The sequence below is a fragment of the Nonomuraea muscovyensis genome (assembly GCF_014207745.1).
Lineage (GTDB): Bacteria > Actinomycetota > Actinomycetes > Streptosporangiales > Streptosporangiaceae > Nonomuraea > Nonomuraea muscovyensis.
The window spans coordinates 577,350-596,801 of the sequence record NZ_JACHJB010000004.1 but is presented as its reverse complement, the minus strand read 5'-3'; the positions used below and the strand labels follow the sequence as shown (position 1 = coordinate 596,801).

General features: G+C 71.7%; 18 protein-coding genes. 14 read left to right on the top strand and 4 right to left on the bottom strand.

Features of this window, described 5'->3' with window-relative positions; genetic code table 11:
• Positions 1-334: 334 nt before the first annotated feature.
• The 8 genes from FHU36_RS40500 to FHU36_RS40465 all read left to right on the top strand — a co-directional run bounded on the left by FHU36_RS40500 (position 335) and on the right by FHU36_RS40465 (position 8,125).
• Positions 335-1,180 carry a fumarylacetoacetate hydrolase family protein gene (locus FHU36_RS40500; protein WP_185089395.1) on the top strand — a complete coding sequence of 282 codons (846 nt, stop codon included), beginning with the start codon at positions 335-337 and terminating at the stop codon, positions 1,178-1,180.
• Complete coding sequence (locus FHU36_RS40495) at positions 1,177-2,478, top strand: L-fuconate dehydratase (protein ID WP_185089394.1); 1,302 nt, start codon at positions 1,177-1,179, stop codon at positions 2,476-2,478. The genes FHU36_RS40500 and FHU36_RS40495 overlap by 4 nt, the downstream gene beginning before the upstream one ends.
• A complete protein-coding gene (locus FHU36_RS40490) occupies positions 2,475-3,212 on the top strand; it encodes an SDR family NAD(P)-dependent oxidoreductase (RefSeq protein ID WP_185089393.1) in 738 nt (245 codons plus the stop codon). Before FHU36_RS40495 ends, FHU36_RS40490 begins: the two co-directional genes overlap by 4 nt.
• A gap of 138 nt (positions 3,213-3,350) precedes the next feature.
• Positions 3,351-4,376 carry a sugar ABC transporter substrate-binding protein gene (locus FHU36_RS40485; protein WP_185089392.1) on the top strand — a complete coding sequence of 342 codons (1,026 nt, stop codon included), beginning with the start codon at positions 3,351-3,353 and terminating at the stop codon, positions 4,374-4,376.
• Entirely contained in the window at positions 4,376-5,854 is a 1,479-nt protein-coding gene (locus FHU36_RS40480) for a sugar ABC transporter ATP-binding protein (RefSeq protein ID WP_185089391.1), read from the top strand. Before FHU36_RS40485 ends, FHU36_RS40480 begins: the two co-directional genes overlap by 1 nt.
• Entirely contained in the window at positions 5,851-6,840 is a 990-nt protein-coding gene (locus tag FHU36_RS40475) for an ABC transporter permease (protein ID WP_312892175.1), read from the top strand. Before FHU36_RS40480 ends, FHU36_RS40475 begins: the two co-directional genes overlap by 4 nt.
• Positions 6,840-7,145 (top strand): L-rhamnose mutarotase, encoded by a 306-nt coding sequence (locus tag FHU36_RS40470; protein ID WP_185089390.1) that lies wholly within the window; start codon positions 6,840-6,842, stop codon positions 7,143-7,145. The genes FHU36_RS40475 and FHU36_RS40470 overlap by 1 nt, the downstream gene beginning before the upstream one ends.
• 56 nt (positions 7,146-7,201) lie before the next feature.
• On the top strand, positions 7,202-8,125 hold the full coding sequence (locus FHU36_RS40465; RefSeq protein ID WP_312892174.1) for an aldo/keto reductase: 924 nt from the start codon (positions 7,202-7,204) through the stop codon (positions 8,123-8,125).
• On the opposite strand, the gene FHU36_RS40460 is transcribed toward FHU36_RS40465, so the two are convergent.
• Both FHU36_RS40460 and FHU36_RS40455 read right to left on the bottom strand, forming a co-directional pair.
• Positions 8,122-9,237: a (Fe-S)-binding protein gene (locus tag FHU36_RS40460; protein ID WP_185089388.1), complete on the bottom strand. Its 1,116-nt coding sequence runs from the start codon at positions 9,235-9,237 to the stop codon at positions 8,122-8,124. The two genes, FHU36_RS40465 and FHU36_RS40460, sit on opposite strands and share 4 nt — an antisense overlap.
• Positions 9,234-10,637 carry an FAD-binding oxidoreductase gene (locus FHU36_RS40455; protein WP_185089387.1) on the bottom strand — a complete coding sequence of 468 codons (1,404 nt, stop codon included), beginning with the start codon at positions 10,635-10,637 and terminating at the stop codon, positions 9,234-9,236. The genes FHU36_RS40460 and FHU36_RS40455 overlap by 4 nt, the downstream gene beginning before the upstream one ends.
• Before the next feature lie 473 nt (positions 10,638-11,110).
• Between FHU36_RS40455 and FHU36_RS40450 the strand changes: the two genes are divergently transcribed.
• Genes FHU36_RS40450 through FHU36_RS40435 form a run of 4 tightly spaced genes read left to right on the top strand, consistent with a single transcriptional unit; the run spans position 11,111 to position 15,427 of the window.
• Positions 11,111-12,400 (top strand): alpha-glucosidase/alpha-galactosidase, encoded by a 1,290-nt coding sequence (locus FHU36_RS40450; protein WP_185089386.1) that lies wholly within the window; start codon positions 11,111-11,113, stop codon positions 12,398-12,400.
• Entirely contained in the window at positions 12,397-13,686 is a 1,290-nt protein-coding gene (locus tag FHU36_RS40445; protein WP_185089385.1) for an ABC transporter substrate-binding protein, read from the top strand. The genes FHU36_RS40450 and FHU36_RS40445 overlap by 4 nt, the downstream gene beginning before the upstream one ends.
• A complete protein-coding gene (locus tag FHU36_RS40440; protein WP_185089384.1) occupies positions 13,683-14,612 on the top strand; it encodes a carbohydrate ABC transporter permease in 930 nt (309 codons plus the stop codon). Before FHU36_RS40445 ends, FHU36_RS40440 begins: the two co-directional genes overlap by 4 nt.
• Entirely contained in the window at positions 14,609-15,427 is an 819-nt protein-coding gene (locus FHU36_RS40435) for a carbohydrate ABC transporter permease (protein ID WP_221497296.1), read from the top strand. Before FHU36_RS40440 ends, FHU36_RS40435 begins: the two co-directional genes overlap by 4 nt.
• Before the next feature lie 48 nt (positions 15,428-15,475).
• Here FHU36_RS40435 and FHU36_RS40430 read toward each other — a convergent pair whose 3' ends face one another.
• Both FHU36_RS40430 and FHU36_RS40425 read right to left on the bottom strand, forming a co-directional pair.
• Positions 15,476-16,240 (bottom strand): SDR family NAD(P)-dependent oxidoreductase, encoded by a 765-nt coding sequence (locus tag FHU36_RS40430; protein ID WP_185089383.1) that lies wholly within the window; start codon positions 16,238-16,240, stop codon positions 15,476-15,478.
• 46 nt (positions 16,241-16,286) lie between these two features.
• On the bottom strand, positions 16,287-17,384 hold the full coding sequence (locus FHU36_RS40425; RefSeq protein ID WP_185089382.1) for an alanine racemase: 1,098 nt from the start codon (positions 17,382-17,384) through the stop codon (positions 16,287-16,289).
• A 267-nt stretch (positions 17,385-17,651) separates the two neighbouring features.
• Here FHU36_RS40425 and FHU36_RS40420 point away from each other — a divergent pair, with 267 nt between their 5' ends.
• On the top strand, positions 17,652-18,497 hold the full coding sequence (locus tag FHU36_RS40420; protein WP_185089381.1) for a fumarylacetoacetate hydrolase family protein: 846 nt from the start codon (positions 17,652-17,654) through the stop codon (positions 18,495-18,497).
• Positions 18,494-19,450, top strand: coding sequence for a zinc-dependent alcohol dehydrogenase (locus tag FHU36_RS40415; RefSeq protein WP_185089380.1), 957 nt, complete (start codon positions 18,494-18,496; stop codon positions 19,448-19,450). The genes FHU36_RS40420 and FHU36_RS40415 overlap by 4 nt, the downstream gene beginning before the upstream one ends.
• Positions 19,451-19,452 lie beyond the last annotated feature (2 nt).

The window sequence follows — 19,452 nt, the reverse complement described above, 5'->3', positions numbered from 1 at the left end:
CCGGGCAGGCCGGAAGTAGTCGTCGGGTGTTTGGTGATCGCTGCGGTCGTGGGCGTCGTGGGTCCGGTGAGGGGTCCGTGCGGGGTGGCTGTCCACGGCGGGGAATCGGCGACTCCTCCGATGACCTTGCCGGTCTGGGGCCCACGGGCTGGACCGGCTCCGCTCGCCACCTCCTCCGATCTCTTGCCGCCCAGGCATGCCTGTTGTGGCCCCCTGCTGGGTTTCTATCCCATCACGGATCGGATGTATGGGGGTGTGAGGGGCTTGACATCTCCCTGCCATGCCTATCAGCATCGGACCTATAGACATCCGATGTATGAGTGAAGGATGCGGTGTGAAGCTGCTGCGAGTAGGACCTGTCGGGCAGGAGCGACCGGTGGTGATGGACAGCGCCGGTAACCTGCGCGACATCGGAGAGCCCGAGATCGACGGGGCTTTCCTCGCTTCCGGGGGAGTGGCGCGCGTCCGCCAGGCGCTCGAACGCGACGAACTGCCGATCGTCGAAGCGGAGGGGCTGCGCGTCGGAGCGCCCCTCGCCCGGCCGGGCAAGATCGTCTGCATCGGCCTCAACTTCAGCGACCACGCGGCCGAGTCGGGGGCCGAGGTGCCGGCCGAGCCCGTCGTGTTCATGAAGGCGTCCAACACCATGGTCGGCCCGTACGACGAGGTGCTGGTGCCGCGCGGGAGTGTGAAGACCGACTGGGAGGTCGAGCTCGCCGTCGTCATCGGCAAGCCGGCACGCTACCTCGGCAGCCGGGAGGAGGCCCTCGACGCCGTCGCCGGCTACGCGATCTCCAACGACGTCTCCGAGCGGGAGTTCCAGCTTGAGCGGGGCGGCCAGTGGGACAAGGGCAAGTCGTGCGAGACGTTCAACCCGTTCGGCCCGTGGCTCGTCACCGCCGACGAGGTCGCCGATCCGCAGCGCCTGGCCATGCGCCTGTGGGTGAACGGCGAGCTGCGCCAGGACGGCGACAGCAAGAACATGATCTTCGACGTGGCGGAGATCGTCCGCTACCTCAGCCGGTTCATGGTGCTGGAGCCAGGTGACGTCATCAACACCGGCACGCCGGCGGGCGTCGCGCTGGGCATCCCCGGCCAGCCGTACCTGCGCGCGGGTGACGTGATGGAGCTGGAGATCGAGGGGCTGGGCCGCCAGCGCCAGACGGTGGGGCAGGCATGACCGCGGCGAAGGCCCCGTACCGGATCGTGGCGATGGAGACGCACGACGTGCGCTTCCCCACCTCGCGCGAACTCGACGGCTCCGACGCGATGAACCCCGATCCCGACTACTCCGCCGCCTACGTGGTGCTCAGGACGGACGACGGGTTCTCCGGGCACGGGTTCGCGTTCACGATCGGGCGCGGCAACGACGTGCAGACGGCCGCGATCAGCGCGCTGGAGCCGTACGTGGTCGGCAGGGACGCCGAGGACCTCGGCGCGCTCTACAAGGAGATGGTGGACGACTCGCAACTGCGCTGGCTGGGGCCGGAGAAGGGCGTCATGCACATGGCGATCTCCGCCGTGGTCAACGCCCTGTGGGACCTGCGCGCCAAGCGCGAGGGCAAGCCGGTCTGGCTGCTGCTGTCGGAGATGACGCCCGAGCAGATCGTCGGCCTGGTCGACTTCCGCTACCTCAGCGACGCCCTGACACCGGAGCAGGCCCTGGAGATCCTGCGCGCGGCCGAACCCGGCAAGCGGGAGCGGATCGCCCGGCTCAGGGCCGAGGGCTACCCCGCCTACACCACCTCACCCGGCTGGCTCGGCTACGACGACGACAAGCTCAGGCGGCTCTGCAAGGAGGCCCTCGACGAGGGCTTCGGCCAGATCAAGCTCAAGGTCGGCGCCGACCTCGACGACGACGTGCGGCGGTTCCGGGTGGCCCGCGAGGTGTGCGGCCCCGACTTCCCCATCGCGATCGACGCCAACCAGCGCTGGGACGTGGCCTCGGCCATCGCCTGGGTGAACGCGCTGAGCGAGTTCCGCCCGCACTGGGTGGAGGAACCGACCAGCCCCGACGACGTGCTCGGCCACGCCGCCATCGCCGAGGGCATCAGGCCCGTCGCCGTCGCCACCGGCGAGCACGTGCAGAACCGCATCGTCTTCAAGCAGCTCCTGCAGGCCGGCGCGATCTCGTACCTGCAGATCGACTCCGCCCGCGTCGGCGGCGTCAACGAGAACATCGCGATCCTGCTGCTCGCCGCGAAGTTCGGCATCCCGGTCTGCCCGCACGCCGGTGGCGTGGGGCTGTGCGAGCTGGTGCAGCACCTGTCGATGTTCGACTACGTGGCCGTCACCGGCTCCATGGACAACCGGGTGATCGAGTACGTCGACCACCTGCACGAGCACTTCGTGGACCCCGTCGTCATCGAGCGCGGCAGGTACGTCGCCCCGAGCACGCCGGGCTTCAGCGCCGAGATGCACGCCAAGTCGATCGCCGCCCACAGTTTCCCCGGCGGCGAGGTCTGGAAGGACGCATGACTCTGAGAGCGATCGTGACGGGCGGCGGCTCGGGCATCGGCCTGGCCACCGCGACCCTCCTGTCCGAACGGGGCATGCGCGTGGCCTGCCTCGATCTCAATCCCCCGACGGCCGAGCCGTTCGTCGGGATCAAGGTGGACGTCGCCGACGACGCCCAGGTCCGGGCGGCCGTCGCCGAGGCGGCCGAGCGGCTCGGCGGCATCGACGTGCTCGTGAACAACGCCGGCATCGGCGCGCAGGGCACGGTCGAGGACAACCCGGACGAGGAGTGGCGGCGGGTCTTCGAGGTGAACGTCCTCGGCATGGTCCGGGTCTCCCGCGCGGCCCTGCCGCACCTGAGGCGGTCCGACCACGCCTCGATCGTCAACGTGTGCTCGATCGCGGCCACCGCCGGGCTGCCCATGCGCGCGCTCTACAGCGCCACCAAGGGGGCGGTCCTGTCGCTGACGCTGGCGATGGCCGCCGACCACATCCGCGAGGGCGTCCGCGTCAACTGCGTCAATCCCGGAACGGCCGACACGCCCTGGGTAGGAAGGCTGCTGGAGGCGGCCGACGACCCGGAGGCCGAACGGCAGGCGCTCAACGCCAGGCAGCCGATGGGGCGGCTGGTCAGCGCCGAGGAGGTCGCCGCGGCGATCGCCTACCTGGCGGGCCCGGAGGCCGGCGCGACCACGGGCACGGCGCTCGCGGTCGACGGCGGCATGCAAGGACTCCGGCTCCGGCCGGAGAAGTGAACCCCGGAGAAGTGAATCCGGAGAAGTGAACCCGGCGAACTGAACCCCGGCGAACTGAACCAAGGCGAACTGAACCAAGGCAACAACAGGGCCGGCCCGCACCAGGCCAGGCCCGCCCGAGGAAGGTAGCTCCCTACGATGAAGCTCGGCCCGGCGGTCGCAGGCGCGGCCCTCTTGGCGGTCGTCGCCGCGTGCGGCTCAAGCACACCCACAGCCAGCGAAGGGAGCGGAGGCGGCAAGGTCGGCATCGACCACCCGCGCGCCGACTCCGACTTCTGGAACTCCTACATGAAGTACGTCCCGCAGATCGCGGGCGAGCTCAAGGTCGACCTGATGCCGGCCACCAACTCGCAGAACGACGTGACCAAGCTGGTCAACAACGTCCAGGCGCTGACCGGCCAGGGCGCCAAGGCCGTCATCATGGCCCCGCAGGACACAGGTGCGATCGCCACCACCCTGCAGACCCTGGAGAACAAGAAGATCCCGGTCGTCACCGTCGACACCCGGCCCGACAAGGGCAAGGTCTACATGGTCGTCCGCGCGGACAACCGGGCGTACGGGACGAAGGCCTGCGAGTTCCTCGGCGAGAAGCTCGGCGGCAAGGGCAAGGTCGTCGAGCTCATGGGGGCGCTCAGCTCCATCAACGGGCGCGACCGGGCCGAGGCGTTCCGCGAGTGCATGAAGACGAAGTTCCCCGGGATCACGGTCTTCGAGGAGCCGACCGAATGGGAGGGCAGCAAGGCCGCGTCCATGCTGCAGACCCGCCTGGAGCAGAACCCCGACGTCAAGGGCGTCTACATGCACGCGGGCGGCGTCCACCTGGCGCCGACGCTGCAGGTGCTCAAGCAGAAGGGTCTGCTCGTGCCGCCGGACGACCCCAAGCACGTCTTCGTCGTGTCGAACGACGGCATCCCGCAGGAGTTCGAGGCGATCCGCAAGGGCGAGATCGACGCGACGGTGTCGCAGCCGGCCGACCTGTACGCCAGGTACGCGCTCTTCTACGCCAAGGCGGCGGTCGAGGGCAAGACCTTCAAGCCCGGGGCGACGGACCACGACAGCACGATCATCCAGCTCCCGAACGGCCTGGAGGACCAGCTTCCGGCCCCGCTGGTGACGAAGGACAACGTGGATGACAAGAACCTCTGGGGCAACCAGGTCAAGTGATGAACTACCACGTTGAAGCCCGGAACATCGTCAAGCGCTTCGGGCCGACCGTCGCGCTGAACGGGGCGGGCATCGCGATCGCCGAGGGCGAGACCCACGCCCTCGTCGGCCGTAACGGCGCGGGCAAGTCGACCCTGGTGTCGATCCTCACCGGCCTCCAGCGGCCCGACGAGGGCGAGGTGCGGTTCGCGGGCGAGCCGGCGCCCGCCCTCGCCGACCGCGACGCCTGGCGGCAGCGCGTCGCCTGCGTCTACCAGAAGTCGACCATCATCCCGGCCCTCACGGTCGCCGAGAACCTCTTCCTCAACCGGCAGACCGACCGGGGGATGATCAGGTGGCGGGAGCTGCGGGCCAGGGCGCGCGAGCTGCTGGCCACCTACGAGGTGGACGTCGACGCCGAGGCGCTGGCCGGCGACCTGGGCGTCGAGCAGCGGCAGCTCGTGGAGATCGCCCGCGCGCTGTCCTTCGGCGCGCGGTTCATCATCCTCGACGAACCGACGGCGCGGCTGGACGGGCCGGCCATCGACCGCCTCTTCACCCGCATGCGCGCGCTGCGCGAGCAGGGCGTGACGATGATGTACATCTCCCACCATCTGGACGAGGTGTACGAGATCTGCCAGAGCGTCACGGTCTTCCGTGACGCCCGGCACATCGTCACCAGGCCCGTCGCCGGGCTCCCGCACGACGAGCTGGTCTCCGCGATGACGGGTGAGGCCACCCTCGCCTACGAGTCCCGCACCCGCACGGCCGGTGAGCGGGTGGTGCTGGCCGGCTCCGGCCTGTCGCTGGCCGGCCGCTACCGCGACATCGACGTCTCCGTCAGGTCGGGCGAGGTGGTGGGCCTGGCCGGGTCCGCCAGCAGCGGCAAGGTGGGCCTCGCCGAGACCCTCGTCGGCCTGCGCAGACCGGACTCCGGCACGGTGACCGTCAACGGCACCGCGGTCAGGCCGGGTGACGTGCCCGCCGTGCTGCGCGCCGGCCTCGGCTTCGTGCCCGAGGACCGCCACCACGAGGGCTTCGTCCCCCTCCTGTCCGTGGCCGAGAACGCCACGATCCCGATCGCGCGCAGGCTCGGCCGGTTCGGCGTCGTGTCGCCGGCCCGGCGGCGGGCCAAGGCGCTGCAGCTCATCGAGGATCTGCAGATCAAGACCGAAGGACCCGACCAGCCCGTCGGCGACCTGTCCGGTGGCAACGCCCAGAAGGTGGTGTTCGCGCGGGCGCTGGTGGACGACCCGTCCGCGCTCGTGGTGATCAACCCGACGGCCGGCGTCGACGTCAAGGCCAAGCAGGCGCTGCTCGGCTCCGTCGAGGACGCCGTCGAACGCGGCGCGGGAGCCATGGTCGTCTCCGACGAGCTGGACGACCTGCGCATCTGCGACCGGGTGCTGGTGATGTTCCACGGCCGGATCGTGAAGGACGTGCCGCGCGGGTGGACCGACCACGAGCTCGTGGCCGTGATGGAAGGCATCGAACAGTGACGACACTGACTGCGCCCACCCCTCGGGTGCGGCTCGCCCGGTTCCGGGACCTGACCCTCGTCCCGGTGATCCTGCTCCTGCTCGTCGTGGGCGCGTTCCTGGACCCGACGTTCCTGACGGCGGGCAACCTGACGAACGTGCTCCAGCAGCAGGCGGCGATCTCGCTGGTGGTGCTGGCCGAGGCGATGATCCTCATCTCCGGCAAGTTCGACCTGTCGCTGGAGTCGACGGTCGGCATGGCCCCCGCCATCGCGGTGATGCTGGTGGTCCCGGCCTCCGCCGGCGGGTTCGGCCTCGGGCTGCCCGGCATGCTGGTCATCCCGCTCTGCCTGCTCGTCGGGGCGGCCATCGGGGCGTTCAACGGGTTCCTGATCATCAAGTTCCAGCTCTCGGCGTTCATCGTCACGCTGGCGATGCTGATCATCGTGCACGGCCTCCAGCTCGGCCCGACCGAGGGCAAGACGCTCTTCCAGCTCCCCGACTCGATCCTCTACCTGGGCAGCGCCGTGTGGCTCGGCCTGCCGGCGTCCATCTGGATCGCGGCCGTGCTGTTCGCGGCGGGCATCGCCGGGCTCGCCTACTTCCGGGTGGGCCGCTCGCTGTACGCCATCGGCGGCAACGCCGACGCGGCCCGCGCCGCCGGCATCCGGGTGGACCGGGTGCTGTGGGGCGTGTTCATCCTGGGCGGCATGCTCGCCGCGCTGGCCGGCATCCTGGAGACCGGGCGGCTCGGCGCGATCGGCTCCAACCAGGGCGTGGGCTGGATCTTCATGGTGTTCGCCGCGGCGGTCATCGGCGGCGTCAGCATGGACGGCGGCAAGGGCACGATCCTCGGCGCGCTCACCGGCGTGCTCGTGATCGGCCTGGTGCAGAACCTGCTCACCCTCAAGGGCGTCTCCGGGTTCTGGCAGCCGGTCGTCTACGGCGCCATCATCCTCATCGCGCTCATGATCAGCCGGGTCGCGGGCGGAAAGGCACAGGACTAGTGGAACGGCTCGCGCTGCGCACCCGGCTCCGGCCGGGCTGCGAGGAGATCTACGACGCCGAGCACGCGCGGATCCCGGCCGAGCTGGAGCAGGCCATGCGCGAGCACGGTGTCCACTCCTGGCGCATCTACCGCGACGGGCTGGACCTGTTCCACTTCGTCGAGGTGGACGACTACGCCGCCCTGCAGGCCGCGCTGCGCGACCACCCCGCCGACCGGGCGTGGCAGGCGAGGATGAACCGGCTGCTCGACGGCGACTTCGACAAGGAATCCGGCGGGCTGCGCCTGGTCTGGGAGATGGCGTGACGGGGTCGGACATGACAGGGCCGGACATGAGAGGGCCGGACATGAGGAGGCCGGACGTGAGAGGGCTGGAGCTGCCCCGCCACGGGTTCGGCGCGGCGCCGATCGGCGGGCTGTACGAGGCGGTCGGCGAGGAGCAGGCCCGCGCCACCATTGAGGCCGCGTGGTCCCACGGGGTCCGGCTGTTCGACACCGCGCCGCACTACGGGCTCGGCCTGTCGGAACGCCGCCTCGGCGCCGCGCTCGCCGGCCGTACCGGCTACGTGCTGTCGACCAAGGTGGGCCGCCTGCTGCGGCCGACCACTCGGGGCGGGCGCGACGACGAGGGCTTCGACGTGCCGGCCGGCCACGAACGGGTGTGGGACTTCTCGGGCGACGGCGTGCGGCGGTCGCTGGAGGAGTCCCTGGAGCGGCTCGGGCTGCCGCGCGTGGACATCGCCCTCATCCACGACCCGGACGACCACCTGGACCAGGCGCTCACGCAGGCGTACCCGGCGCTGGCCGAGCTGCGCGAGCAGGGCGTCGTCCAGGCGATCGGCGTCGGCATGAACCAGTGGCGGGCGCCGCTGCGCTTCGTCCGGGAGACCGGCGTCGACGTGGTCATGCTGGCCGGCCGCTACACGCTGCTCGACCAGTCGGGCCTGCCGCTGCTCGACGCCTGCCTGGAACGGGGCGTGCGGGTGCTGGCGGCGGGCGTCTTCAACAGCGGGCTGCTGGCCACGTCGCGGCCGTCGGGGACGTTCGACTACCGGCCGGCCCCGGCCGCCGTCCTGGATCGGGCCCGCCGCATCGCCGCGGTGTGCGAGAGGTACGGCGTGGCGCTGCCGCAGGCGGCGATGGCCTTCCCGCTGCGCCACCCGGCGGTCGCCTCGGTCGTCCTGGGCGCCCGCTCGCCGGCGGAGGTCGAGGCCAACGCCGCCCTCTGGAGTCGCCCGGTGCCCGACGACCTGTGGCGGGAGCTGGAGGCGGAGGGCCTGATCTAGCGGTTCGTGGGCCGCGGCGCGGCTTCGAGGTGATCGATCGGGCCGGCCAGCAGCTCGGCGAGGTGGACAGCGCGCACGGCCGACTTCCTGCGGCGCAGGCCCTGGTCGAGTTGCCGGTGGCAGCCGGGGTTGACCACGGCCACGCAGTCGAGTCCGGCGGCCTCGATCTCGTCCAGCTTGGCGTCGAGGACGCGCCTGCTGTCGCGGGGCCGGACGAGGGCGTAGCTGCCGGCGGCGCCGCAGCAGGTGCCGGCCGACGGCAGCTCGACGTACTCGCCGATCCGCTCCAGCAGCGCCCGCGGCTCGCGCCACACGCCGAGGCCGTTGCGCAGGTGGCAGGAGTCCTGCAGGGCGATCCGGAGCGGTCGCGCGGGCAGGGGAGCCGGGCCGGCGTCGTCCGTTGCGGGCGGCTCCGGCGGCGGGCCGGCGGCGGGCCGGCCGGTGACGTACTCCGACAGTTCCTTGACCCGGTCGCGGCCGAGGACGTCGGCCAGGTGGGCGGCGCAGCCGCCGGAGGTGGTGACGATCACGCCGGGCAACCGCCGGCCCAGCTCGGCGGCCAGCGCCCGGCCGCGTTCGGAGTCGCCGTTGTGCGCGTGCAGCGCGCCGCAGCAGCCCTGGGCCGCGGGAACGGCCAGCTCGGGCAGCAGCCGCAGCGCCGCCCGGCTGACCCGCGGGAAGAGCGCCCGTTCGAAGCATCCGAGCATCAGGTGCGGCCCGGCCGGCCTGTCCGGGGTGCGGGCGTGGCGGCGCAGCAGGCCCATGAGCCGCACCCGCCAGCGGGCGTTCACCGCGAACATCAGCAGCCGTACGACCGGCGGCCGGGCTGCGCCCTGCCACTGCCGGTCCCGCCACTCCTCCAGCAGCGCCCCGTACCGGACGCCGGCCGGGCAGACCGTCTCGCACGCCCGGCAGCCCAGGCAGAAGCTCGCCTCCTCGCCCAGCCGCAGGTCGTCGGCGGGCAGGCTGCCCTCCTCCAGCGCGCGCATGAGGTTGATGCGGCCGCGGGGCGAGGACGTCTCGTCCTTGGTCAGCGCGTACGTCGGACACGCGGGCAGGCAGAAGCCGCAGGAGATGCAGCGGTTGAGCAGGTCGGGGGTGAATCCGGTCACGAGCCCACCTTTCCGGGGTTGAGGACGCCGGCGGGGTCGAAGGCGGCCTTGATCCGGCGCAGCAGGTCCACCTGAGCGGTGCCGAGCCGTTCGGCGAGGTAGGGGAGCTTGGCCGCGCCGACGCCGTGCTCGCCGGTGATGGTGCCGCCCAGGCGCATCGCGGTGCGGAAGATCTCCGCGAAGGCGAGGTGGGCGCGTTCGACCGCCTCGTCGTCGCCCGCGTCGACGACGCAGGTCGGGTGCAGGTTGCCGTCTCCGGCGTGCCCGAAGGTGGCGATGGTGAGGTCGTACCGTTCGGCGATGGCGTCGATGTGGCCGACCATGGCGGGGATCTGCGGCCGGGGCACGCCGGCGTCCTCCAGGATGGTGATCGAGCCGAGCCGGGACAGCGCCGGGAGCGTGCACCGGCGGGCGGCCAGCAGCGCCTCCGACTCGGCCGCCCGGCCGGCCACGGTGGCCTCGATCGCGCCCGCGGCCAGGCACAGCTCGGCCATGCGGTCGAGCTGCCGCGCGACGGCCGCCGGTTCGCCGTCATCCCCGAAGATCAGCAACGCGCCGGCGTCGCGCCTGAGGCCGAGCCCGGCGAACCGCTCGACCGCCTCGACGCACTTGGCGTCGAGGAACTCCAGCGTCGCCGGGACGATGCCCGCGGCGATGATGGCCGCGACCGCGCGGCCGGCGTCGGCGAGGCCGGGGAAGTAGGCCAGGCCGTTGCCGCCGGCCGCCGGGGCGGGCAGCAGGGCGAGCGTCACCTCGGTGATGACGCCGAGGGTGCCCTCGGAGCCGGTGAGCAGGCGGGTCAGGTCGTAGCCGGCGACGTCCTTCCACAGCCGGCCGCCGGTGCGGATGACCTCGCCGGTGGCCAGCACCGTCTCGGTGCCGAGCACGTAGTTGCGGGTCACGCCGTACTTGAGGCCGCGTAGACCGCCCGCGCAGGTGGCGACGGTGCCGCCGATGGTGGCCACGCTCCTGCTGCCCGGGTCGGGGGCGTACAGCAGGCCGCGCGCGGCGGCGGCGTCGGCGAGCGCCGCGCAGGTCACGCCGGGCTGGCAGACGGCCAGCAGTTCGTCGCCGCTGACCTCCAGGATGCGGTCGAGCCTGGTCAGCACCAGCACGATGCCGCCGGCGAGGGGGACGGTCCCGGAGCACAGGTTGGAGCCCGCGCCGCGCGGCACGACGGGGATGGATCGCGCGCCGGCCAGCCGGAGCACGGCGGCGACCTCCTCCGTGGAGGCCGGGTGGACGACGGCGTCCGGTCTGGCGTGGAAGAGCGGGGTGGCGTCCCGGGCGTAGGCGGTCACGTCGCCGTCGGCGTGCCGCACGTGGTCCGCGCCGACGATGGCGCGCAGCTCGCGGAGCGCGGAGGCGTCCACGGGCTCTCGTGCTGGGGCGGTCTTCATGGGCGGGTCTCCTCTGGAACGCTCGCGGCGGTGCTGCCGCACACGTGCCGGAAACCTAGCAATATTCCTTATAGCGGTCTACTATTCCATTCTACGGAACACAAGCATCGCCCCGGTCGTCGGCACCAGGCATAACAGCTTCTTGACACACCCAGGCCGAGATGATGTCCTGTTTCAGATTCAGAACCACATTCTGCGATGCGGAATAGAACCTCATGGAGGAAGGATGGCGGCGTGCGGCAGCCCGCCGGGTCCGAGGTGGACGGGATGCCGTCCCCTCGCGGGCCCGCGGTGACCCGTGCGGTTCGGTGTGGACGGCACCGTGATGGGCGAGCGGCGGTTCGGGGTGCCGCGTCGCCGTTCTGTGACAAGTGTTCCGCCAAGCGGAACGCCAGTTGGAAAAACGGACATAAGGCTATACTCGCCAGTTCAGCGGGCTTCGAGCCCGCCGTGCTCTGCAAGGGAAGAGCCCCATGGCACGTATCGTGTTCCTCGGCGCCGGCAGCGTCGAATTCACCAAGAACGTTCTCTCGGACATCCTGAGCTTTCCGGAGCTGGGGGAGTCCACCCTCGTCCTGCATGACATAGACCCCGACCGGCTGGCGACCGCCGAGGCGATGGCCACCTGGATGGCCGGCGAGCTGGGCAGGCCCGCCAAGGTGGAGGCCCGCCTCGACCGGCGCGCCGCCCTCGACGGCGCCGACTACGTCATCAACGAGATCGCCGTCGGCGGTCACGCCGCCACTGAGATCGACTTTGAGGTTCCCCGCCGCTACGGCCTGCGCCAGACGATCGGCGACACGCTCGGCATCGGCGGCATCTTCCGCGCCCTGCGCACCATCCCGGTGATGGTGGCCATCGGCGAGGACCTCGTCGAGCTGGCGCCGCACGCGCTGCTGCTCACCTACACCAACCCCATGTCGATGATCCCGCGTGCCGTCTACGAGGGCACCTCGTTCCAGCGGGTCGTCGGCCTGTGCCACTCGGTGCGCGACACCGAGGCCCGGCTCGCCTCCCTCGTCGGCGTGCCGGAGGAGGAGATCTCGTTCGTCACCGCCGGCGTCAACCACCAGGCGTTCGTGCTGCGCTTCGAGCACCGCGGCCAGAGCCTCTACCCGGCCCTGGACGAGGCCATCGCCCGCGACCCCGAGCTGCGCAGGACCGTCCGGGTGGAGATGTACCGCCGCCTGGGCCACTTCCCCACCGAGTCCAGCGAACACGGCTCCGAGTACCTGCCGTGGTTCCTGCGCCACGACGAGGAGGTGGCGCGCCTGCGCATCCCCGTCGAGATCTACCTGCGCTGGTCCGGCGAGAACCTCGACACCTTCGAGGAGACCAGGGCACGGCTGGCCGCCGGGCAGGGCGTGGAGATCACCCCCGTCATGGAGCTGGCCTCGGAGGTGATCCACTCCATCGAGACGGGCACCCCCCGGGTGGTGCACGGCAACGTCCGCAACGCGGGCCTCATCGGCAACCTGCCCCCCGGCGCCTGCGTCGAGGTGCCCTGCCTGGTGGACCGCGCAGGAGTGCGGCCCACGCGCGTCGGCGACCTGCCGCCGCAGCTCGCCGCGCTCAACCAGACGTTCCTGAACGTCGGCGAGCTGACCGTGCGCGCCGCCCTGGAGGGCCGCCGCGACCACGTCTACCACGCCGCCATGCTCGACCCCAACACCTCGGCCACCCTCACGCTCCAGCAGATCCACGACCTTGTCGACGACATGATCGCCGCCCACGGCGACGTGCTTCCGGAGGGCATTCGATGAGAATCAGCACCGTGACCGCGGCGGTGGCCGCCACGGTCCTGCTCGCCGCGGGCTGTGGCGGCGGCACGCAGGAGCAGGCGGACGGACCCGTCGAGATCGTCATGTGGCACGGCCAGGAGGACACCTCCGCCAAGTCCATCGAGAAGCTCGTCGGCCGCTTCAACGAGACCCACCCCGGCATCAGGGTGAAGACCACCTCCGGCGGCGTGACGGCCGACGGCATGCTGCCCAAGATCACGGCAGCGCTGACCTCGGACGCCCACCCCGACATCGCCTACCTGTACGGTTCCTGGGCGCCCAACATCGCGCGCAACCCCAAGACGGCCGACCTCACCGAGCACGTCAAGGACCCCGCGATCCGCTGGGACGACTTCTGGGCCAGCGAGCGCGAGGCGGTGACCGTCGACGGCAAGGTCATCGGCTTCCCCGCGGTGGTCGACAACATGGTCGTGCTCTACAACGAGAAGCTGCTGGCCAAGGCCGGGCTGAAGCCGCCCGGACCCGACTGGACCTGGGACGACTTCCGCGCCATGGCCAAGCGGGCCACCGACGCCGAGGCGGGCGTCTTCGGCACCACCTGGGCGATCAGCGGCGGCGAGGAGGCCGTGTGGGGCCTGTGGCCGATGGTCTGGCAGGCCGGCGGTGACATCCTCACCCCCGACCGCAAGAAGGCGGCCTTCCACGGCGACGCCGGGCAGCGCGCGCTCGGCCTGCTGCGCGGCATGGCGGTGGAGGACAAGTCCGTCTACCTCGACTCCAGCCCGGCCGAGAAGGGCCAGAAGCTCTTCGAGTCCAGCCGGCTGGCGTTCTTCCTGTCCGGCCCCTGGGTGCTGCCCGACCTGCAGGCCGCCGGGCTGGAGTACGGCGTCGTCCCCCTCCCCGGCACCAACGGCAACCACGAGACGATCTCCGGGCCCGACAACTGGGTGGTCTTCGAGCACGACGAGCGCCGGGTGAAGGCCTCCGCCACGTTCCTCGCCTGGCTGACGGCCGCCGAGCAGCAGCTGCAGTGGATGACCGACACCGGATCCCTGCCGATCCGGGCCTCGATCAGCGAGCTGCCCGGCTACCAGGACTACCTGAAGAAGTATCCCGGCATCGACGTCATCTCGGCCAACCTGGCCAACGCCAAACGGGTCCGGCCGCCGACCACCAAGTATCCCCGCGTCTCGTCGTTCGTCGCCGACGCCATCGCCAGGACCCTGCTGGGCAAGGCCGACGCCAAGGCGGCGCTGGCGGAGGCGGCGGCCAAGACCGACGCGGCGCTGGCCGTACCCGGATCATGACGAGCACCGCGCAGGCGCTCGGCCGCACCAGCGGCCGGGCCCGGCCGCGGGACCGGCGCAAGCTGGCCGACAACCTCACCGGATGGGGGTTCGCCGGCCCCGCGACGCTGATCATCCTGGGCTTCTCGCTGGTGCCGATGGCGTGGGCGTTCGCCCTGTCCTTCACCGACTCCGACCTCATGTCCGGCGGCCGCAACGTCGGGCTGGACAACTACCGGGCCCTGGTCGCCGACCCGGTCTTCCACCAGGCACTGCGCAACACCGGTCTGCTGCTGTTCCTCTACCTGCCCGCCTCGCTGGTGGCCGGGCTGCTCGTGGCCGTGCTGCTGAACCGGAAGGTGCGCGGCATCGGCTTCTACCGGACCTGCTTCCTGGTGCCCTACATCGCCTCGGCCACCTCGGCGGGGCTGCTCATGGGCTACATCTTCGACCGCGACTTCGGCCTGCTCAACGGCATGCTGGTCAAGGTCGGCCTGCCTGCGCAGGGCCTGTTGAGCAGCCCGTCACAGGCCATGCTGGTGCTGACCGTGATCTTCTTCTGGACCCGGTTCGGGTTCACGGTGGTGATCTACCTGGCGGCGCTCCAGGAGATCAACAGGGAGATCCTGGAGGCCGCCGCCATCGACGGGGCGGGCCGGTGGGCCGTCTTCCGGCACGTCATCGTGCCGTCCGTACGGCACATGACGGTCTTCCTCGCCATCTGGGGGGTGATCGACGTGCTGCAGTTCTTCGACCTGGTCATGACGACCACCAAGGGCGGCCCGGCCAACGCCACCGTCACCATCGTCTACTACATCTGGCAGCTCGCCTTCACCTACTTCACCGCCGGCTACGGCGCGGCCGTCGCCTACACGCTGTTCGCCGGCACGCTGCTCCTCGTCGTCACCGGACTGCTGGTGGCCCGCCGGAAGGGGGCGATGCGGTGAGACGGCGCTTCCTGCCCAGCGGATGGCACCTGTTGCTGGTGCCGATGTCCATCGTGACCGTGCTGCCGTTCGTCTGGATGGTGCTCAGCTCGCTGATGAGCCAGGCGGAGCTCAACCGGTTCCCCCCGCCGATCTGGCCGGAGGCCGTCGACCTGGGCGGTTACCGCACGGTCCTGGAGGGCTCCGACTTCCCTCGCTGGTTCCTCAACAGCGTGCTGGTCTCGGGCGCGATCGTGGTGGCCCAGGTGGTGCTGTGCGGCATGGCCGGGTACGCCTTCGCCCGCATCCGCTTCGTCGGCTCCCGGCTCGTGCTCGTCCTGGTCATCGCCACGGCGCTGATCCCGTTCCAGCTCACCGTGATCCCGGCGTTCCTCATCTTCAACGCGGCCGGGCTGACCGACACGCTGGGCGCGCTCATCGTGCCCCAGCTCAGCTCGGCGGTCGGCATCTACCTGATGACGTCGTTCTTCCAGTCCTTCCCCAAGGAGCTGGAGGAGGCCGGGCGGATCGACGGGTGCTCGCGGTTCGCGGTGTTCTTCCGGGTGGTGCTGCCGGTGGCCAAGCCGGCCCTGGCGGCCCTGGCCGTGATCACCTTCATCACGGCGTGGAACGACCTGTTCTGGCCGCTCGTCGTGATCAACTCCGAGGAGAAGTACACCGTGCAGGTGGGGCTGACCACGTTCCAGGGGCAGCACCGGGCCGACTGGCCCGCCGTCATGGCGGGCACCGTGCTCACCACGCTGCCGGTGCTCGGGGTGTTCCTGTTCGGCCAGCGCCGCTTCATCCAGGCGCTGACCGGGGCGGTCAAGGGCTGAAGGGCCGTCCCGCCGACCGGCGTGGGCGGCCGCCGCCGCCCGCGCCGGTCACATGACCGCGAGCTGGCCGCCGTCGATCACCAGCTCCGTGCCGTGCACGAACGCCGCGTCGTCGGAGGCCAGGAACGCGTACCCGGCGGCGACCTCCTCGGCCAGGCCGGCCCGGCCGAGCGGGATGTGCTCGCGTTCGTAGGCCGAGACGAACTCCTCACCCAGACCGGCCGCGATGGCGGAGTTGAGCGGCGTGCGGATGTAGCCGGGGCACAGCGCGTTGACGCGGATGCCGTGCCGGCCCAGCTCGACCGCCATGGTCCTGGTCAGCAGCAGCACCCCGCCCTTGGAGGCGTTGTAGTGCGCGTAGTCGGCCTCGCCGCCGATCCCGTTGGTGGAGGACATGTTGAGGATCACCCCGCCCCCGCCCTGCGCCACCAGGCGCCGGGCGACGGCCTGGGCGACGAGGAACATGCCGCGCAGGTTCACTGAAATGATCTTGTCCCAGTGCTCGGCGGTGATGTCGAGGAACGGCTCCCGCCAGGCGGTGCCGGCGTTGTTCACCAGGACGTCCAGCCCGCCCAGCGCGGCGACCGCGCCGCCGACCAGGCGGTCCACGCCCGTCTCGGAGCTGACGTCGCCGGCCAGGCCGCTCACCTCGCCCAACGGGGCCAGCTCGGCCACCGTCCGGTCCACCTCGCCGGGGTCGAGCCCGCCGATCACGACCCGGGAGCCCTCCTGCAGAAAGCGCCGGGCGGTCGCGGCCCCGATGCCGCTGCTGCCGCCGCTGACCAGCACCCGCTTGCCCGCAAGTCCTCGCATGACGATCCCTTTCTCCTTGTCATCGGTCTGTTGCCCGGTTCCGGCCTCAGCGCACGGCACCGCGGGCGGCGACGCGCAGCTCGGTGGTGACCCGGCCGGCCTCCACGCCGTGGGCGACGTCGAAGAGGTTGGTCACCGGGCAGGCGTGGCCGGGGATGAGCTGCACCCGCGTCCCCACGGGCAGCTCGCCGTCACGGGCGTGCTCCGGGTCGAGGCGGGCGACCGCGTGCTCCTCGTTGAGGAAGTCCATCCGCAGCCACGGCAGCCCGGCGGCGCGGATCCAGGCGGGCGTGCCGGCCCCGTCGGAGGTGAGGCACTTGGTGCCGGCGTCGAGCACGACCCGGTCCGGCGACGGCCTGGCGACCACGGTGGCCAGCACCCGGGAGGCCGCCGTCTCCTCCGTGGCGACGCCGAGCCGCATCATCGCGGTGTCGTTGAAGATGTACGTGCCGGGCCGGATCTCGGTCACCCCCGCGACTGCGGCGACGTACCGGGCGGTGGGTGTGCAGCCGACGCTGATCACGGGCAACTCGATGCCGTCCCGCGCGCACAGCTCGGCGGTGGCGACCAGGTCGGTCCCCTCGCGGCGGGAGACCTCGGCGAGCTGGTCCGGCGTGCGCGCGTGGTAGGCGTGCCCGGCCAGGGTGAGCAGCCCGACCACCTCGATGCCGGGGATCGCGGCGATCTCGGCGACCAGGTCGGCGGTGGGGCGGCCGGGTGGACGGCCCAGCCGGTGCTGGCCGGTGTCCACCTCCACCAGCACCTCGACGGGCGAGCCGGTCCGCAGCCCGAGCCGGCCGAGACCGGCGGCGACGTCGGGGGAGTCGAGGCTGACCCGCACCCGGGCGCGCTCGCGCAGCGCGGCCAGACGGCGCAGCTTGGGCTCACCCCAGAGGGGGAAGGCGAGCAGGATGTCGTCGACGCCGGCGTCCGCCATGATCTCTGCCTCGCCGAGCTTGGCGCAGGTGATGCCGGTCGCGCCGGCCTCCAGTTGCAGGCGTGCCAGCTCGGGCATCTTGTGGGTCTTGATGTGCGGGCGCAGCGCCACACCGTGTGTGGCGGCCACCTTGGCCATCTCGGCCACGTTGGCGCGGACCACGTCCAGGTCGATCAGCAGGGCCGGGGTGTCCAGCTCGGGGTACATGGGGTCCTCTCGGACGCGTGCGGATACGGCTCGAAGCTAGCATTTGTTCCGTTTTACGGTCTAGTATTCCATGATGCGGAACATGTGGTGAGGGCTCCATTTGGCCGCCTGGCGAGCCCTCCAAGGGTCGCCGGGCCGCCTCCCGGCCCGTCCCGCGGCCTTCGTTTCGGCCCGTATGCCGCCATTCGGTCTTGACAGGCCCTGGATGCGGGTGATGTCCTAGCGCTGATTCAGAATAGCATTTCGCGATACGGAATGGAGTGAGAGATGAGACTGGGTACGGTCCGCGTCGGCGACGGCGCCAGGCTCGCCGCCGTGGAGAGAGACGGGCGCTGGCACGCCCTGGACGTGCCGGCCGGGACCGCCCTGGAGGCGGTGCTGGCCGCGGGCCCGCAGGAGACGCTGCGGGCGGCCCGCGGCGCGGTCGGGCCGCTGCCGGACGCCGTGCCGGTCGCGCCGCTGCGCCCCGGCAAGATCGTCGCGATCGGCCTGAACTACCTGGACCACATCCGCGAGGCCGGCATGGACAAGCCGGCGCGCCCGCTCATGTTCGCCAAGTTCCCCTCCAGCGTGATCGGTCCGGGCGACCCGATCGTCATCGACGGCGAGCTGGCCGAGCGCGTCGACTGGGAGGTGGAGCTGGCCGCCGTCATCGGCACGCCGCTGCGGCACGCCGGTCCGGCGCAGGCGCTGGCCGGCGTGGCCGGCTACACCGTGGCCAACGACGTGTCCGCCCGCGACCTGCAGTTCGCCGACGGGCAGTGGACGCGGGGCAAGAGCCTGGACACCTTCTGCCCCCTCGGCCCGGTCATCGTGACGCCCGACGAGCTGGGCGACCCGCAGGCGCTGCGGCTGCGCACGGTGGTCAACGGCGAGACCGTGCAGGACTCCACCACCGCCGAGATGCTCTTCGGCGTGGCCGAGCTGCTGGCGTTCTGCTCCCGCTCCTTCACCCTCGAACCCGGGGACGTGGTGCTGACCGGCACCCCGTGGGGTTGTGGCGAGTTCATGGACCCGCCGCGCTCGCTGCACCCCGGCGACGTCGTCGAGGTCAGCATCGAGGGCATCGGCGGCCTGCGCAATCCCGTCGTGGCCGCCGGGACCATGCGGTGAGGGCACTGGTGTTCACCGCGCCCGGCACCGTCGAGATGCGCGAGGTGCCGGAGCCCACGCCGGGCCCCGGCGAGGTGCTGGTCCACGTGGCCGCCTCCGGCATCTGCGGCAGCGAGCTGCACGGCGTGCGCACCCCCGGCTTCCGCGTGCCGCCGCTGGTGATGGGCCACGAGTTCGCCGGCCGCACCGACGACGGCACGCGCGTCGTGGTCAACCCCATCCTGTCCTGCGGGCGCTGCGACCTGTGCGCGCTCGGCGGCCGCAACGTGTGCCGCGAGCGGCGCATCATCGGCGTGCACACGCCCGGCGCGTTCGCCGAGCGGGTCGCCGTGCCCGCGGGCGCGCTGGTGAGGCTGCCCGACGAGCTCGGCTGGACGGCCGCCGGCATCGTCGAGCCGGCGGCCAACGCCGTGCACGCCTGGGCGCTGGCCGGCGCCCCCGCGGGCGCCCGGGTGGGCGTCATCGGCGCCGGCGCGATCGGCCTGGCCTGCATGCTCGTCGCCGCGTCCGGCAAGGCCGCCCGGATCGAGATCGCCGACCGGTCCGTCGAACGCCGCGAGATCGCCGCCCGGCTCGGCGCCGACGCGGCCACACCGGAGCTGACCGGCGAGTACGACGTGATCTTCGACGCGGTGGGGGCCGCCGCCACCCACGAGCAGTCGCTGGCCTGCCTGCGCCCCGGCGGGGTGGCGGTCTGGCTGGGCCTGGCCGACAGCACCGCCGGGTTCGACGCGGCCCACCTGGTGCGCGGCGAGAAGCGGGTGCTCGGTTCCTTCGCCTACCAGGACGCCGACTTCGCCGCGGCCGTGGACCTGGCCGGCCAGTGGGACCTGAGCTGGGTCGCCACCTTCCCGCTGGCCCAGGGCGCCGAGGTCTTCACCGCGCTGATGAACGGCCGTGCCACCCCCGTCAAGGCCCTGCTCGTACCCGATCCCACCCCCGAACCGAGGTAGCC